Source organism: Aquabacterium sp. (assembly GCF_035476535.1).
Taxonomy (GTDB): domain Bacteria; phylum Pseudomonadota; class Gammaproteobacteria; order Burkholderiales; family Burkholderiaceae_C; genus Pseudaquabacterium.
The window spans coordinates 23,006-39,969 of record NZ_DATILJ010000225.1; the positions used below are offsets into that span (position 1 = coordinate 23,006).

14 protein-coding genes are annotated in these 16,964 nt (G+C 67.0%); 13 read left to right on the forward strand and 1 reads right to left on the reverse strand.

Going from position 1 to position 16,964, the window contains the following annotated elements; all coding sequences use genetic code 11:
* The first annotated feature begins 11 nt into the window (after positions 1 to 11).
* From VLK61_RS22170 to VLK61_RS22215, 10 genes are all read left to right on the forward strand, one after another.
* Positions 12 to 1,694, forward strand: coding sequence for an amidohydrolase (locus tag VLK61_RS22170; protein ID WP_325424023.1), 1,683 nt, complete (start codon positions 12 to 14; stop codon positions 1,692 to 1,694).
* Positions 1,691 to 2,782: a CobW family GTP-binding protein gene (locus VLK61_RS22175; RefSeq protein ID WP_325424025.1), complete on the forward strand. Its 1,092-nt coding sequence runs from the start codon at positions 1,691 to 1,693 to the stop codon at positions 2,780 to 2,782. Before VLK61_RS22170 ends, VLK61_RS22175 begins: the two co-directional genes overlap by 4 nt.
* A gap of 13 nt (positions 2,783 to 2,795) precedes the next feature.
* Positions 2,796 to 4,109: an ABC transporter substrate-binding protein gene (locus VLK61_RS22180; protein WP_325424027.1), complete on the forward strand. Its 1,314-nt coding sequence runs from the start codon at positions 2,796 to 2,798 to the stop codon at positions 4,107 to 4,109.
* Positions 4,110 to 4,118: 9 nt separating this feature from the next.
* Entirely contained in the window at positions 4,119 to 4,844 is a 726-nt protein-coding gene (locus VLK61_RS22185) for an ABC transporter ATP-binding protein (protein WP_325424029.1), read from the forward strand.
* Positions 4,831 to 5,529, forward strand: a complete 699-nt coding sequence (locus tag VLK61_RS22190) for an ABC transporter ATP-binding protein (RefSeq protein WP_325424031.1) — start codon at positions 4,831 to 4,833, stop codon at positions 5,527 to 5,529. Before VLK61_RS22185 ends, VLK61_RS22190 begins: the two co-directional genes overlap by 14 nt.
* Before the next feature lie 2 nt (positions 5,530 to 5,531).
* Positions 5,532 to 6,398 carry a branched-chain amino acid ABC transporter permease gene (locus VLK61_RS22195; protein WP_325424033.1) on the forward strand — a complete coding sequence of 289 codons (867 nt, stop codon included), beginning with the start codon at positions 5,532 to 5,534 and terminating at the stop codon, positions 6,396 to 6,398.
* A gap of 17 nt (positions 6,399 to 6,415) precedes the next feature.
* Complete coding sequence (locus tag VLK61_RS22200; protein ID WP_325424035.1) at positions 6,416 to 7,420, forward strand: branched-chain amino acid ABC transporter permease; 1,005 nt, start codon at positions 6,416 to 6,418, stop codon at positions 7,418 to 7,420.
* 277 nt (positions 7,421 to 7,697) lie between these two features.
* The gene (locus VLK61_RS22205; protein WP_325424037.1) at positions 7,698 to 8,315 is read left to right on the forward strand and encodes a hypothetical protein; all 618 of its coding nucleotides are present in this window, start codon (positions 7,698 to 7,700) and stop codon (positions 8,313 to 8,315) included.
* Positions 8,300 to 8,815, forward strand: a complete 516-nt coding sequence (locus VLK61_RS22210) for a hypothetical protein (RefSeq protein ID WP_325424039.1) — start codon at positions 8,300 to 8,302, stop codon at positions 8,813 to 8,815. The genes VLK61_RS22205 and VLK61_RS22210 overlap by 16 nt, the downstream gene beginning before the upstream one ends.
* Before the next feature lie 27 nt (positions 8,816 to 8,842).
* Positions 8,843 to 10,162, forward strand: coding sequence for a hypothetical protein (locus tag VLK61_RS22215; RefSeq protein ID WP_325424041.1), 1,320 nt, complete (start codon positions 8,843 to 8,845; stop codon positions 10,160 to 10,162).
* On the opposite strand, the gene VLK61_RS22220 is transcribed toward VLK61_RS22215, so the two are convergent.
* Complete coding sequence (locus VLK61_RS22220) at positions 10,122 to 11,168, reverse strand: helix-turn-helix domain-containing protein (RefSeq protein WP_325424042.1); 1,047 nt, start codon at positions 11,166 to 11,168, stop codon at positions 10,122 to 10,124. The two genes, VLK61_RS22215 and VLK61_RS22220, sit on opposite strands and share 41 nt — an antisense overlap.
* A 254-nt stretch (positions 11,169 to 11,422) precedes the next feature.
* On the opposite strand from VLK61_RS22220, the gene VLK61_RS22225 reads away from it, so the two are divergent.
* From VLK61_RS22225 to VLK61_RS22235, 3 genes are read left to right on the forward strand one after another with little or no spacing between them, the layout of a single operon-like run.
* Positions 11,423 to 12,814, forward strand: coding sequence for a DUF1329 domain-containing protein (locus VLK61_RS22225; RefSeq protein ID WP_325424043.1), 1,392 nt, complete (start codon positions 11,423 to 11,425; stop codon positions 12,812 to 12,814).
* A 34-nt stretch (positions 12,815 to 12,848) separates the two neighbouring features.
* Positions 12,849 to 14,534, forward strand: a complete 1,686-nt coding sequence (locus VLK61_RS22230) for a DUF1302 domain-containing protein (RefSeq protein WP_325424044.1) — start codon at positions 12,849 to 12,851, stop codon at positions 14,532 to 14,534.
* Positions 14,515 to 16,962: an efflux RND transporter permease subunit gene (locus VLK61_RS22235; protein WP_325424046.1), complete on the forward strand. Its 2,448-nt coding sequence runs from the start codon at positions 14,515 to 14,517 to the stop codon at positions 16,960 to 16,962. The genes VLK61_RS22230 and VLK61_RS22235 overlap by 20 nt, the downstream gene beginning before the upstream one ends.
* Positions 16,963 to 16,964: the final 2 nt, after the last annotated feature.

A 16,964-nucleotide genomic window follows, 5' to 3' on the forward strand; every position in this document is an offset into this window, starting at 1 on the left:
CACATGCCTTCATGAGCACACCTGCGTCCACCACCGCCCTGATCCTGCGCCATCCGGCGATCTACACGATGAACGCCGCGCGGCCCTGGGCCGAGGCCCTGGCCATTCGGGAGGGTCGCCTCGCTGCGGTGGGCACGCTGGCCGAGGCGCGCAGCGCGGCGCCGGGTGCGCGCGAGATCGCGCTGCCCGGCCGCATGGTGATGCCCGGCCTGCTGGACGTGCACAACCACTTCGTCTGGGCCGGCCGCGCCGAGCTCTACGAACTGTTCTTCCCGCCCATGCTCACACTCGACCAGATCATCGATCAGGTCAGCGTGGCGGCCGCGAAGAAGGCCCCCGGCGAATGGCTGGTCGGCGGCATCTGGGGCTCGGGCCTGATCGGTGAACTCACGCACGAAGCCCGGCTGCGCCTGGACCGGGCAGCTGGCGGGCGGCCGGTGATGCTGCGCGACGACTCACACCACAACCGTTTCGTCAGCAGCGCCGCGCTGCGCCTGGCGGGCATCGGCGCCGACACGCCGAACCCGGTCAACGGCGAGATCGTGCGCGACCCGCTCGGCGGCGAAGCCACCGGCCTGCTGCTCGAATCGGCCTCCAGCCTGGTCGAGGCGGCCGTGGCGCGCGCGCTCGATGCGGCGCCCCAGCTCGATGTCGAGGCCGCGGCCCATGCCGTGCGGCGCATGAATGCCTGCGGCGTGATCGGCGCGCAGGAAGCGCTGACCACGCGTGCGGTGCTGCGTGCCGTGAAGGCGCTGGAGGATTCCGGCCGCCTGAGCGCCTGGATCGTCGGTTCGCTGCCGGTGACCGACGCACCCTTGGCGCCCGGCGAATACGGCGAAGAACTGCTGGCGCTGCGCGATACCTATCGCAGCCGCCATTTCCGCCCCGACGCCGGCAAGATCTTTCTCGATGGCGTGCCCACCTCGCGCACTGCCGCGATGCTGGAGCCCTACCTGCCCGATGCGGTGCATGGCTGCTGCTTCCGCGGTGGTGCCACGCTCAGCGTGCCGCAGCTGGCCCGCGTGCTGTCCGACTGCGAAAAGCGCGGCATGTCGGTCAAGATCCATTGCGCCGGCGATGCCGCGGTGCGCATCGCGCTGGATGCGGTGGACGTGCTGCGCAGCTTCAACGGCCCGGGCCTCGCGCACCACATTGCCCACGCCAGCTTCGTCGACCCGGCCGAAGTGCCACGCTTTGCCGAGCTCAACGTGGTGGCCGACCTCTCGCCGACGCTGTGGTTTCCCGGTGTCATCGTCGATGCGATCCGCAGCACGGTGCCCAAGGAACGCGTCGACCGCTTCTGGCCGATCCGCGACCTGCAGGAATCCGGCGCGCTGATCGCCGGTGGCTCCGACTGGCCGGTGGTGCCCGACCCCAGCCCCTGGCCCGGCATCCAGGGCATGGTGACCCGGCGCGACCCGACAGGCCGCGTCGACGGTGCGTTATGGCCCGAGCAGGCCCTGGGCCTGGCCGAGGTGCTGCGGGCCTACACGATCAACAGCGCCCAGGCGATGCGGCTGGCTGACACCACCGGCTCGCTGGAAGTCGGCAAATCGGCCGATCTGGTGGTGCTGGACCGCCACCTGTTCGAGGTGCCGGCCGAGCAGCTGGCCGGCACGACAGTGCTGTCGACCTGGTTCGAGGGCCGCGTCGTGCATGAGGTGACTGGGGCGGTGACTGAGGCGCTTGCATGAATAGCACGGAAGATGAGCGGCTACCCTTGACGCTGCTGACCGGCTTTCTCGGCAGCGGCAAGACCACGCTGCTGAACCGCCTGCTGCAGCACCCGGGTTTGAGCGACACGGCGGTGATCATCAACGAGTTCGGCGAGATCGGCCTGGACCATCTGCTGGTGGACCACGTCAGCGAGAACCTGCGTGTGCTCAACAGTGGCTGCCTGTGCTGCACCGTGCGCGGTGACCTGATCGAGACCCTGGGCGGGCTGGAATCCCGCCGCGCCCGCGGCGAGATCCGCTTCAGCCGCGTCATCGTCGAGACCACCGGCCTGGCCGACCCGGCGCCCGTGCTGCACACGCTGATGGTCGAGCCCGGCATCACGCGTGCCTTCCGGCTGGCCGGCGTGGTCACGACCGTCGATGCGGTCAACGGCGCGGCCTCGCTGGACCGCCACCGTGAAGCGCTGAAGCAGGCCGCGATGGCCGACGTGCTGCTGCTGACCAAGACCGACATCGCGGTGCCGGCCCAGGTCGCCGTGCTGCTGGAGCGCCTGCAGGCGATCAACCCGGGTGCGGCACAGCTGAACGTCGTCGATGGCGAGCTGGCGCCGGAGGTGCTGCTGGCCTGCGAACAAGCCGGCGCAGCCGCCGATCTGCGCCTGGCCTTCGATGACGAGGTCGGCGCGAGCCACGATGGGCACCACGCGCATCACGCGCATCACGCGCATCATGCGCATCACGCGCACTCGCACCCCCACGACCTCAACCGCCACGACGATCACATCCGCGCGCATTGTTTCGTTGTCGACGCTCCGGTGGCAGAGGCCGCGTTCACGCAGTGGCTGGCGCTGATGGCGGCGATGCGCGGCGACCAGCTGTTGCGCGTGAAAGGCCTGGTGTGGACCCACGAGCGCCCCGACGAGCCGCTGGTGGTGCACGGTGTCCAGCATGTGTTCCACCCGCCGCAACGCCTGGCGGCCTGGCCGACGGCCGGGCGCCGCACGCAGCTGGTGTTCATCACCGATGAGCTCGACCGCGCGGAGATCGCGCGCACCTTCCTGAAGTTCGCCGGGCTCTCGCCGGCGGCGGCTTCGGCCATGACATGACCTGGAGACCCCGATGACTGAATCCACTCAAGCAAACGACGGCGTGGTGGCCGACGGCCAGCGGCGCCGCATGCTGGCGCTGGCCGGTGCTGCCGGCGCCGCGGCCGCGCTGCCGCACTTCGCGATTGCCCAGCAGCGGCCGCTGAAGATCGGCTACATCACCGTGCTGTCCGGCCCGCGGGCGCCCTTCGGCGTCGCCGACGAGTGGCACCTGGCGAAGATCCGCGAGCTGCTGAAGAACGGGCTGGAGCTCGGCGGCAAGCGCGTGCCGGTGGAGATCGTGCTGAAGGACAACCAGTCCGACCCGAACCGCTCGATCCAGGTCGCCAACGACCTGGTGCTGCGCGACAAGGTCGACCTGATGCTGGTGCAGGACGGCGATGCCACCACGCCGGCCGGCCAGCTCTGCGATGTGCACGGCATCCCGATGATCAGCACCATGTCGCCGTGGCAGGCCTTCCTGTTTCCGCGCAATGGGTCGATCAGCAAGGGCTTCCCGTTTTCGTACCACTTCTTCTGGGGCGCCGACGATGTGGTGAAGAACTTCGTCGCGCTGTGGGACGGCGTGAAGACCAACAAGGCCGTGGGCACGCTGTACATCGACAACCCGCCGGGCCAGGCCTTTGCCGACCCGCTGCGCGGCATGCCACCGGCCTTGCGCAGTGGCGGCTACAAGGAGACGAGCGGCGGCTTCTTCAAGATCGCCACCGACGACTTCAGCAACCCCGTGGGCAGCTTCAAGAACGCTGGCCTGCAGATCGTCTCCGGCTTCATGTACGAGAGCCACTTCGCCACCTTCTGGAAGCAGGCCCAGCAGGCCGGTTACCGGCCGGAAGCCTGCACGGTGGCCGCGGCCTTCCTGTTTCCCAGCGCGCTGAAGGCGCTGGGTGCGGCTGGCAACGGCATGTCTACCGAGGTCTGGTGGACGCCAACCTTCCCGTTCAAGTCTTCGCTCACCGGACAGACCGCGGCCGAGTTCGCCGCCGATTGGGAGAAGTCCACCGGCAACCAGTGGACCCAGCCGCTGGGCTACGCGCACGCACTGTGGGAAGTCGGCCTGGGCGCGTTGAAGCGGGCCGCCGATCCCTTCGACAGGAAGTCGGTGCGCGACGCGATCCGCGAGATGACGCTGGACACCATCGTCGGCAAGGTCGACTTCAAGGGCAGTCCGATCAAGAGCGTGGCGCAGACCGCGCTGGCCGGCGGGCAATGGCGGCGCACGGCGGACGGTGCCAGGCATCCCTTCGAGCTGCAGGTCGTCAGCAACCCCAGCGCGAAGCAGATTCCGCTGACGGGTGAGCTGAAGCTGCTATCCCAGCTGAAGTAGGAGTCGCGCGTGGTGCTGGCAGTACGGGGCCTGTGCAAGGCCTATGGCGAAGTGATCGTTGCCGACCAGGTTGAGCTCGACTTGGCCAGCGGCGAATGCCTGGGCGTCATCGGCCCCAACGGCGCGGGCAAGAGCTCGCTGTTCCACCTGCTCACCGGCACGGTGGCGCCGGACGCCGGCAGCATCCGGCTGGCCGGCCGCGAACTGGTGGGCCTGCCGGCGCACCGCCGTGCGCGGCTGGGCATCGCACGGGCCTTCCAGGTGCCGCAGCCCTTCGCACACCTGAGCGTCTACGAGAACGTGCTGGCGGCGGCCAGCTTCGGCGCCGGCCAACGCGGTGACGCGGCGGCCGAGTCCGCGCTGCAGGCCTTGCGCCGCTGCGGCCTGGACGCTCAGGCTGAGCGTCAGGCCGGCACGCTGCCGCTGCTGGACCGCAAGCGGCTGGAGGTGGCCAAGGGCATTGCCGCGGCGCCGCAGCTGCTGCTGCTGGACGAAGTGGCCGGTGGCCTCACCGAACGCGAGGTGCAGGCCATGGTGGCGCTGGTGCACGAACTCAAGCGGGCCTATGCGGTGATCTGGATCGAGCACATCGTGCACGCGCTGAAGGCCGTGGCCGAGCGTGTGATGGTGCTGCATTTCGGCCGCAAGCTGCTGGAGGACGCGCCCCAGGCAGTGATGGACAGCGCCGTCGTGCGCGAGATCTACATGGGGATTCCCGCCGATGCCGCTGCTTGAACTGACATCGGTGGATGTCTTCCACGGCGACCTGCAGGCCGTCTACGGCGTGTCGCTCGGCGTCGACACCGGCGAGGTGCTGGCGCTGATCGGCGCCAATGGCGCAGGCAAGAGCACGCTGCTGCGCACCGTCACCGGCTTGATGTGCGCCAGGGCAGGGCAGCTGCGCTTCGACGGCACATCGATCGCCGGCCTGCCGGCAGAACGCATCGCTGCGCTGGGCATCGCGATGGTGCCGGAAGGGCGCTTGCTGTTCGCCTCGCTGTCGGTCGAAGAGAACCTGCTGATGGGCACGCTCACCCGCCGCGGTGGGCCCTGGACGCTGCAGGCCGTGTACGCGCTGTTCCCGATGCTGCGCGAGCTGCGCCACCGCAATGCGCTGCAGCTGTCCGGTGGCCAGCAGCAGATGGTGGCGGTCGGCCGCGCGCTGATGGGCAACCCGCGGCTGCTGCTGTGCGATGAGCTGTCGCTGGGCCTGGCGCCGCTGGTGATCGAGGAAATCTACCGCGCGTTCGCACGCATCCGCGCCGAGGGCCTGGCCATCGTGCTGGTGGAGCAGGACGTGGCGCGCGCCTGCGCCGTGTCCGACCGCATGCTGTGCCTGCTGAAGGGCCGCGTGACGCTGCAAGGCCCCAGTGCCGGTGTTTCCCACGCGCAGGTCGCTGCCGCGTATTTCGGAGAATAGACTTGGACTGGATCTCCACGGTGGTCAACGGCGCGCTGCTCGGCGGCCTGTACGGCCTGTTCGGCCTGGGCCTGGCGCTGGTGTTCGGCGTGATGCGGGTGGTGAATCTCGCGCATGGCGAGTTCATCGTGCTCGGCGCCTATGCCGGCTTCTTTCTTGTCGGCTCGATGCCGCAACTGCCGCCGTGGGTCATGCTGGTGCCGGTGGTGGTGCTGGGCTACTGGGCTGGCTGGCTGCTGCAGGCCGGCGTGGTGAACCCGGCGCTGAAGAGCGGTGATCCGCTGACGCCGCTGATGCTGAGCTTCGGCCTGTCGGTGATCCTGCGCAACGGCATGGTGGCGCTGTTCGGGGCCGATTCACGCGCTGTCGATGGCGGCGCCTTGACCCGTGCCGGCATCGATGTGTTCGGCCTGCGGCTGGGCCTGTACCCGCTGCTGGTGCTGGGGCTGGCGCTGCTGCTGTTCGGCGGCCTGCAGTGGCTGCTGCGCCGCACCGAGTTCGGCCGCATCGTGCGCGCCACGGCCGATGCGCCGGAAGTGGCGCGCCTGATGGGCGTGGCGCCGCAGCGGGTGTTCAACCGCGTGATGGGCTTGTCGCTGGCCTTCGCGGCCGGCGCCGGCTTCCTGCTGGCGCAGCGCAGCTCGTTCACGCCGTTCTCGGGCGTCGAGCGCATGCTCATCGCCTTCGAGGTGGTGATCATCGGCGGCCTCGGCTCGTTCTGGGGCGCGCTGGCCGGCGGCGTGGCGCTGGGCATTGCGCAGCTCGTCGGCCAGAAGTTCGATTCCAACGCCGGCTCGCTGTATGCGCACCTGCTCTTCGTGCTGATCCTGATGTTCCGGCCGCAAGGTCTGGCGGGGGCGCGCAAGTGAAGACGATGCCCCGTGTCATGCCCCGTGTCATGCCCTGGTTGGCCGCAGCGGCCTGCCTGCTCGCCGCCGTGTTCACGCCACGCTTTGCCGATGGCGGCACGCTGCGCCTGGTGGCCGAAGTGCTGCTGGGCATCTGCATGGCGCAGATGTGGAACCTGATGGCGGGCTACACAGGCCTGCTGTCGCTGGGCCACCAGATCTTCGTCGGCATCGGCGCCTACACCTTGTTCGAAGCGACGCAGCGCCTGGGCCTGCCGCCTTACTGGCTGCTGCCCTTGTCCGGCGTCGCCGGCGCCGCGGCGGCGGCGCTGCTGGCGCCCGCGCTGTTTCGCCTGCGCGAGGCGTACTTCTCGATTGGCTTGTGGGTCTTCGCCGAGATCGCCACCCTGGTGGTGTCGAAGATGCCGGCGCTGGGCTCCACCGCCGGCCGGCCGCTGGACATCTCCAAGGTCGGCGATGTCGAAGCCTTCCAGGCGCTGTCATTCTGGATCGCCTGCGCCATCGGCGCCGGAGCGCTGATCGGCGTCTACGCGCTGATGCGCTCGCGCCTGGGCCTGGCGATGCTGACGGTGCGCGACAACGAACTGGCCGCCGGCAGCATCGGCGTGGACATCTGGTGGGTGCGCTTCCCGGCGCTGGTGGCCTCGGGCTTTGGCTGCGGCATCGCTGGTGCGGCCTACTTCATGGGCTCGATGTTCGTCTCGCCCGATTCGGCCTTCGACATCAACTGGGTGGTGATGATGATGTTCGCCACGCTGATCGGCGGCATCGGCACGCTGGAAGGCCCGGTCATCGGCGTGCTGGTGTGGTTCGCGCTGCGCGAGCTGCTGAGCACCTGGCTGGGCCTGTCCGGCGGCTGGTACCTCATCGCGATGGGCGCGGTGGCCATGGCCGTCAGCCTGTATGCGCCGCGCGGGCTGTGGGGCGTGGCGCAGCGGCGTTTTGGCTGGGCGGGCTGGTCGGTGAAGCGATTGCCGCCGCGAGCGGAGGAGCCTGGCCAGGTCGCGGCGGCGCGGCGATGAAGCTGATCCGTCATCAGTCTTGATGACATCCGGCTGAGGACTTCGATGCCTTGCCATTGAGTCGCCGAGGATCCCGTCGAGGTGCAGGGTCCAGGAACAGCGGCGCCGACCGAGCTGACGGCCACCGATTTCAGATCAAGCGCCCGGTGGCGATGCTGTCGGCAAACCGGCCTTGCGGTTGCCCGCGCGTTCGTGGAGACTTGCCGGAAACAACTGCCCGCGGGTGCATCTTCTCGGGTGGTCCACGGCGTCTGATGACAGTCGGGAGGAGCCTTCAATGCGATACGGGACCGCGAGTCGTCTTTTGCTGGTGGTGGTTGGCATGGCGCTCGTCCACACTCGAACGGAAGGCGCCAGTTGCGATTCGTCCGCCGCTGCCCAACGGTTTCCGTCCGCGAAGCGCGCGATCTCTGCCTGGGAGGCAAGCAACAAGACACGGTTGCTTGAGCCGGCAAAGGAGCGCTTGTTGATCGACTTCTGCGACGCCGCCGTCGCAACCGCCGCCGATCCGAAGAACACCCCTGAGAAGCTGGAGTCGGCAAGTGAAGCTGCCGTGAAGGACTACCTCGACCGGGAACTGGATGCTTCCTCGACGCCGAGAACCATCGCGGCTGCGTTGCGCTCCGCACTCGGCGCTTCCGGGTTCTCCCGGCCGGCGCTGCGCAAGCTTGGCACCGTCGACATCAAAGGCAATGGCGAGCGCATCAAATTGTCGGCAGAGGAGAGTGAAAGCAAGCGAACGACGCGGGAAGAGCACGCCGCCCCTGTCGTGCTCCTCCTGGCCCCGGGGAAGATCACCGTGGAGCCATTGACGAAGGACAAGGCTTGCAGCTGGGAGGGTCCGGTGGTGGTGCAGGCCGGTGCGACAGTGGTGATTCGGTGCGTGAAGCCATGACGGGAGACAGACCCTGGCGACATCGCGTTCCATACTGGGTCATCTTCCTGGCCATCGTCGGCAGCCTCTACTGGGCGTCAATGGCGGGACCCGAAGGAAGCTTCTCCGGAACGAAGAAGCTGGATGACACCAAACAGGCAGAAGCGATCGTTGCCCAACTGAACGAACTTGTGAAGTTCATGGCGGGGCTCAACACATCGCTCGTGGCGGGCGCGCTCGCTGTCGCGATCAATGGGCGATCCTGGAATGCCCGCTGGGGTCACTTCGACGCGGTGTCGCTGATGGGGGTGCTGTGCAGCTGTGCTGCCGTCTACTACGGAACCTACCTGGTGTTTGCGCAGACCCTCGAAATGATGGCCAATGGATTCATCGATCCGTTCCAGAAGCGACTGGAAATGGCGCTGGCGATTCAGTTTAATGGTTTCATGATCGGATTCATCTTGCTTGGTATCGTTTTCTGCCGGGTTATGGAGTTCAGGCCGAACGGGCCACCGCCGTGACGGCAATCGATTGAGGGGAGGATACAAATGACTATCACGACGATGAATCACATCAGGCCATGCCTGCTGTTGCTGGCACTCCTGTGCTGGACCGTGGGTGCCTTTGCAGATCCTCGAGCCCAGAACCAGGGCGCGCAGCGGTATGTCAAGGGTCTTGAGCGGCAAATGAGGTGTCCGGCGGCCGTCGAGGAAAAGGTCCAGCGGGCATCGGACAAGAACGAGCTTCCGCCGCACTTGCAGCTTTCCGATGCCGCCCGTCAACAAATGACGCAGACGATGTTTGCCGAGTCGTTCAAGCAGTTGCCCGCGGCGATGCAGCAAATGCTGGTCACGGCACCGCCTGAGGCGCTTGCGATGCAAGCCCGGAGCATGGGCATGACGGCCGAGCAGATGAAACACCTCATCTCCGGCGGGACGGTGCCCGCTCCCAAGACCTCTGAGTTCCTGACCCGTCGATCGGCGGAGATCACGGTCGCCAGTGAACTGGGCTCATCGTGTGACGCTCAATGCATGAGCAACATCCGCTGGAGCCTGATCGTCGCGATCTCTGGCTGGAAGGCCGTCTGTGCTACCTGCTCTGACGACTACCTGTCCGTGCTGACCGTCGATGGGCAGGTCTGGCTCGATCCGCGGGTCAGCAAGTGGATCCGTGAGACGCCCTCACTGACACCTGCACAGTACCCGTTCAAGGGGAAGGCGAATTCCCTTCATGCGACAGTGATGCCGCAATCGTATGGCATGGCACCCAAGTCGCGCAGTGAACTCAACAAGCCCACTGAGATTGCATTGATGGAGCTTGTGGATGCAGGCGATGTCAGCTTGCGCAAGGTGTGCAGCGCGCCGAGGGCCGCGCCGGGGGAGACCGACGTATTGCAACGCGTGCAAGCGGTACTGTGCGGTGGCGACAAGGGTGCGTTTGCCGCAAGCACGGCAAAACTGCAATTGAAGTTGATGGCGGGTCCCACTTCGTGTGGACCATCAGATGCATTTCTCGGCTGCGGCAAGCCGGACAACTCTGTTGAGCTGACCTTCGATAAGACACGCTACACCTTCGTCAATGTCCATGGTGACAAGGACGCGGTTGTTGGGCCCGGCAACGATCCTCCCCTGTCTGGTCTGGCAGTCTTGTTGCACGAGATAGGGCACTGGTTCGGACTGCCTCACCTGAACTATCGGATGAACGAGATTCCCGACTTCATGCAAGACACCTATTTGGAGAACGCGTGCGTCAGCGGGCTGAACATCATGCTGATGAGTGGCATGAGTGATGAGCGCCACGCGCAGCGGTTTCGCGTCGGAGGCGGCTTCAAGCGCGGCCCGGCAGGAAGGGGGACGCGGACCCCGTAGGGGCTGACTGCTCATCCCGCGCCCGGCGCAGCGTCTCCGACGGCAGTTCACCGAACTGGCGCTTGTAGTCGGCCGAGAAGTCGCCCAGGTGCCAGAAGCCCCAGTGGGCGGCCATGTCCTGCACGCAGACACCCGATCCGGCGCTGCGCTTGAGGCCGCGCCGCACGCCGTTCAGCCGCACGGCGCGCAGGTACTTCACCGGGCTGATGCCCAGCACATCGCGAAAGCAGTACTCCAGCTTGCGCGGGCTGGCACCGATGTGGCTGCAGACCTGCAGGATCGTCGGCGGCTGGTCGGGCTGCGACAGCATGGCCTCGCAGGCCCGGTCGACGACCCGTTTGCGTGCGGTGCTGCTCTTCAGGCCGGAGATGTCCACCTTGGCCGGTATGGCCGCTATCCATTCGATCAGGATCGCATCGCGCATCTGCCGCACGGCGCCCGCGTCGGCCAGCACCTGGGGGGAGGCGGTGATGCGGGACAGCAGGTCCAGGTGCGCGGCCCGCAGCGCCTGGGCGACTTCCGGGCGCATCTTCACGACGAGCTGGTGATCGAGCCAGGCCGTCAGCGGCTTCTGGTACATGCGCTCCCAGAGCGAGTTCAGCAAGGCATGGTCGACCACCACGGCCACCATGCTGAAGTCGGCCGGGCTGGACAGGTCGAGGTCCTCGCTGCGGCCGATCATCATCGATTCGCTGTCCAGGCGCTGACCGTTGAAGTACGCGTCCCCCGGTTGATCCAGCGCCATCGCAAAGCCGTACTGGCGCTGGCCGATGTGGCCGCGCTGGCGCAGCGCGCAGGTGGACGACTCCAGCACCACGCGCAGGTCCGGCAGCTGCACATGGGTCAGCTTGCCGGCGAAGCTGCCGTGAGAAATCTGGTCGTAGTGCAGCGACCAGTTCGGTTGCGCCCCGGCATGTTCATCCAGATCGTCGGTCTCCAGCACATGAAGCCAGGCGGTCTGCGAAGCGTCGTGCATCGGTGAGGGCGAGTGGGCAGGCATGGACATCGGGGGTTGCGCCGCAGCAAGGGTTGGCGAGTTCAACGAGGTGACGGGCACGCGCAAGTTACGTGCCGCGAAGGCCCGCGTCAATGCGGGACAGCCATGCCATCCCTGCGTCGCCTGGGTCAATGATCGAGCCTGGGGTTTACCCTCGGCGCAGGCTTGCGGGATGGCGATAACGCACCCGCACCGTCAGCACTTACCTTCTCGTCCACGGCAAACGCAGCGGCGTTGCCGCCCTTCAGGACGAGGAGTGCACGATGTCGATTTCCAGGGTTCCCGCCAGCCGCGTGCTGCTTGCGGCCCTTGCGCTGGCGGTGTCCGGCGCCTGCGCCGCGCAGGGGCGTGATGCCTCCCGCTTGGGCAAGGACTTGACGCCGGCCGGCGGCGAGGCCGCGGCCAGCAAGGACGGCAGCATCCCGGCCTACGCCGGCACTGAAGCGCCGACGGCCGGCTGGGCCTGGGGCAAGAAGCGCCTGGACCACTGGAAGCACAAGGCCGAGGCGCCGCTGTACACCATCGATGCGTCCAACGTCGACAAGTACGCCGACAAGCTGTCGCCGGGCCAGCTGGCGCTGGTCAAACAGACCAAGGGCTACAAGATGGCGGTGTACCCCACGCACCGCAGCTGCGGCGTGCCGGATTTCGTCGCCGAGAACACGAAGAAGAACCTCGCCACGGCCAAGCTCAAGGACAACGGCTGGGCGCTGCAGGAGGCCGTGCTGCCGGGCTTTCCGTTCCCGCTGCCGGAGAACGGCGCACAGGCGATGTGGAACGCCAAGATGCGCTACCGCGGCCTGGCGGTGGACTACAAGAACGTCATCACCGCCGCCTCGCCGCGCAAGGGCAGCGACGAGTGGATCAAGGCCTTCTCCGAGCAGACCAACTACTTCCCTTGGGGCGCCAAGGGCTCGCAGCTGTTCAGCAAGCTGCCGCAGGTGGAGAACTACGTCTACTTCGGCTACAACGCGCCGGCCGCGCTGGCCGGCCAGGCGCTGGCGATCACCATCTACACCGAGCTGCCGACCGAGACGCAGTACTACTTTCCGGGCCAGCGCCGCGTGCGCCGCATGCCCACCTATGCCTACGACGCACCTCAGATCGGCTTCGAGAACCAGTACACGCTGGACGAGCCCTATGTCTTCAACGGCCTGATGGACCGCTTCGACTGGAAGCTGGTGGGCAAGAAGGACATGATCGTGCCGTACAACGCGTTCGGCGCCTACGACTTCAGTGCCAAGTTCGACGAAGTGGCCGGCAAGGACTTCCTGGCCGCGTCACATCGACGCTATGAACTGCATCGCGTGTGGGTGGTGGAGGCCACGGTGAAAGCCGGCATGCGCCATCTGGCGCCCAAGCGCACCTTCTACCTCGACGAGGACAGCTGGAATCCGCTGGTCGCCGACGACTACGACGGCCAGGGCAAGCTGTGGAAAGTGCGCGAGGGTTATTCGATTCCGGTCTACGAGACGGGAACCTGCGATGTCTCGGCCTTTGCCCAGTACAACCTGCTCGAAGGCCGCTATGTCTTCGACGAGCATGCGGCCGGCACCGGTGCCGACGTGCGCTGGATCACCGAGCCCGGCGGCAATGCGCGCCTGACGCCCAACTTCTACACCGCCGAGAACCTGCGCTCGATCAGCGAACGCTGAAGCACGGACGCTGACACCACCGAGGGGAATCACGATGAATCAACTGCACCGCATCGCGGGCGCGGTGGCCGCGGCCTGCGCCGGCTGGGCCGCCTGCGCCGGGAACGCCGCCGCGTTCACCTTCGAGACCGAGGCTATCAAGGGATCCTTCGATTCGACCATCACCGTCGGCGCCGGCAAGCGTCTGCAGCAGCAGAGCTGCGGCCTGCTGGGCGCGCCGACTGCACAGTGCAGCGAAGACCAGGTCAACCCGCTGACCTGGTCCGGCGCCGACGACGGCAACCTGAACTACAACAAGGGCGACTTCTTCACCGCCTACCTCAAAGGCAGCCACGAGCTGCTGCTGAGCATGCCTTCGCAGGGGCTGAAGTTCATGGCCCGCGCCAACTGGCTGAAGGACTTCAAGGCCGACGACACGCGCAGCACGCCGCTGCTGCCCGATGCGAAGAAGGAGATCGTCAACGACGTCAATCTGGTGGACCTGTGGGTCAGCAAGAGCTTCAGCGCCGGTGAACAGACCGGCCGGGTCAAGATCGGCAACCAGGTCATCAGCTGGGGCGAGAGCCTGTTCGCGCTGGGCGGCATCAACGCCACCAATGCCGTCGACATCGTGCGCCTGTCCAGCCCTGGTTTGCAGCTGAAAGAGGTCTTCCTGCCGGCGCCGATGGCCAGCGTCAGCAGCTCGCTGGCGCCGGGCGTCAGCGTCGAGGGCTACTACCAGTTCAAGTGGAACCGCTACAAGTTTCCGCCGGCCGGTTCGTACTGGTCGCAGGGCGACATCTTCGACAAGGGCCGCGGCGATCTGCCCTTCCTGGATGCCGACAAGACGCCGAAGGACGGCGGCCAGTTCGGCCTCTCGCTGCGCTGGAAGTCGGATGCGCTGGACACCAATTTCGGCTTCTACGCGATCAACTACCACGACAAGACGCCCAACCTGAACTATGTCAACGCCAAGGGCCTGACGCAGTGGACCTTCCTGGAGAACCGCAAGCTCTACGGCGTCAGCGCCAACACCTCGGTGGGGGATTGGGCGCTGGGTGCCGAAGTGTCCTACCGGCCGAAGGACGCGGTGGCGCTGTCGGCCTGCGCCGACGCCGGCACCGGCGGCACGGCGCGTGACTTCACGCCCACCGCGGCGCCGAGCACGCAGTGCCCGGGCTGGATCGACAACAAGCGCTACCAGCTGCACGTGACGGGGCTGTACAGCTTGATTCCGAGCAATGCCGGTGCTTTCCTCAAGCTGCTGGGCGCCGACACCGGCACCTTCCTGGGCGAATTCGTCGCCATCCGCTACCCCGGCATCAGCCCCGACAAGCTGATCTCGCGCAGCGTGAACGGCGTGGCCATCGAGCAGGTGCCGGTGGCCGGCCTGTGGTGGCTGCCCTCCAGCGGCAGCGGCGTGACCCAGGGTTTCGGCGACGCCACTTCGATGGGCTTCATGGCCGACTTCAGCCTGGTCTACGACGGCTCGCTGATCCCCGGCTGGCAGGTCATTCCCGGCATGTTCGTGCAGCAGGCGCTGAAGGGCTCGACACCGAACTTCTTCGGCAACTGGCTGGAAGGCGGCAAGGCGGTGAACTTCTACGTCAACTTCGTGCAGAACCCCGCCACCTGGCAGGCCGGCATCAATGTGACCAAGTTCTTCGGCGGCAAGACGCCGACGCACCAGCCGCTGGGTGACCGCGACTTCTTCGGCTTCTATGTCTCCCGCAACTTCTGACGCCGCGCCGGCGCTGCTGCGCGCTGTGCACGGGCTGGAGGCCTTCGCCTTCGGCCACCGCCGCGCCATCCTGCTGCTGCTGGCGCTGTTCACCGCGGCGATGGCCTGGTTCGCGCTGCAGCTGAAGATGGATGCCGGCTTCGAGAAGCAGATGCCGATCGGCCACGAGTACATCCAGACCTTCCAGGCCTACCGCAGCGACCTGCTGGGCGCCAACCGGCTGAATATCGTGCTGAAGGTGCGCGACAAAGGGGTACGGGAGAAGAACGGCCAAGCCGGCGACATCTGGACCCCCGCCGCGCTGAAGCGCCTGTACGAGCTGACCCAGGCCGTGACCTTTCTGCCCAGCGTCGAGCGGCTGGGCGTGCAATCGCTGTGGACGCCGAACAGCTTCGTCAACGAGATCACCGAAGAAGGCTTCCGTGCCGACCCGCTGATAGACGGCACCATCACGCCCGAACAGCTGACGCCGGAGATCATCGGCAACATCCGCCGCGCGACGGCGCAGGGCGGCTTCGTCGGCACGCTGGTGGCGCGCGACGAGCGCAGCGCCATGATCACCGCCGAGCTGATCGAGGTCGACAAGGACGGCGCCAGGCTCGACTACATCGCCTACAACCGCATCCTCGAAGACCAGCTGCGCGCGAAGTTCGAGGACGCCGACTACGAGGTGCAGATCATCGGCTTCGCCAAGCAGATCGGCGACATTGCCGATGGCGCGCAATCGGTGCTGAAGTTCTGCGCCATCGCGCTGCTGCTCACCGCGCTGGCGGTGTACTGGTACTGCCACTCGATCCGCTTCACGCTGCTGCCCATCGTCTGCTCGCTGACCTCGCTGGTCTGGCAGTTCGGCACGCTGCGGCTGCTGGGCTTCGGGCTGGATCCGCTGGCGGTGCTGGTGCCGTTCCTGGTGTTCGCGATCGGCGTCTCGCACGGCGTGCAGCAGATCAATTTCATCGTGCGGCAGATCTCGCATGGCCGCTCGACGCTCGATGCCTGCCGCGACAGTTTCACCGGCCTGCTGATTCCCGGCACGCTGGCGCTGGTGACGGCCTTCCTCTCCTTCATCACCTTGCTGCTGATCCCGATCCCGATGGTGCGCGAACTGGCCATCACCGCCTCGCTGGGCGTGGCCTACAAGATCGTCACCAACCTGGTGATGCTGCCGGTGGCAGCCTCGTACTTCGATGTGAAGCCGGCTTATGCCGAGAAGGCGGTGCGCAAGCGTGAGCAGCGCTCCGGCTGGCTGCGCACGCTGGCACGGGTGGCCGAGCCGCGTCCCGCGGCGCTGGTGCTGGCCGCCACCGCCGTGGTCTTCGCCGCGGCGGTGTGGCAGAGCCGCGACCGCGTGGTCGGCACGCTGCAGCCGGGCGCGCCGGAGCTGCGCGAGGATGCCCGCTTCAACCGCGATGCGGTGGCCATCGCCACGCACTACGACACCGGGCTGGACTGGCTGAGCGTGGTGTTCGAGACGCAGCCAGGCGCTCAGCGAGCGGGACAGGCAGCGTCCTCCTGCGACGACACCGAAGTCGGCCTCTACCAGGACCGCTTCGTCTGGGCCTTGCAGCCGGTGCAGGGCGTGCTGTCCACCGCTTCTTATGCCGGCCAGCTGCGGCTCTACAACGAGGGCTACAACGAAGGCAACCCGAAGATGAGCGTGGTGCCGCGCGACCCCGGCAACTACGCCGCGCTCTCCACCGAGATCGCACGTTTGCGCGGCACGCTGCGCAAGGACTGCAGCATGACGGCGGTGCACCTGTACCTCACCGACCACAAGGCGACGACCATCCAGCGCGTGATCGACGCGGTGAAGGACTTCCGCACGACGAACCCGGTGCCCGGCGTGCGCATCCGCCTGGCGGCGGGCAATGCCGGCGTGCTGGCGGCCATCGACGACGAGGTCGAGCACAGCGAGCTGCCGATGATGCTGTACGTCTACGCCGCGATCGTGGTGCTGGTGTTCGTCGTGTACCGCGACCTGCGCGCCGTGCTGGCCTGCTGCCTGCCGCTGACGGTGGGCACCTTCATCGGCTACTGGTTCATGAAGGAGCTGCAGATCGGCCTGACCGTGGCCACCTTGCCGGTGATGGTGCTGGCGGTGGGCATCGGCGTCGACTACGCGTTCTACATCTACAACCGGCTGCAGCTGCACCTGGCGGCCGGCCAGCCCATCGTCAAGGCCATCGAGCACGCGATTCAGGAGGTGGGCACGGCGACGATCTTCACCGCCATCACGCTGGCTGTGGGCGTGGCGACCTGGTCGTTCTCGCAACTCAAGTTCCAGGCTGACATGGGGCAGCTGCTGGCCTTCATGTTCATGGTCAACATGGTGATGGCGATGACGGCCCTGCCGGCGCTGGCGGTGTGGCTGGAACGGCTGTTCCCACGGCGCACGCCGGTGCGGGCCTCCGGGCTGCTGCAGCATTGAGG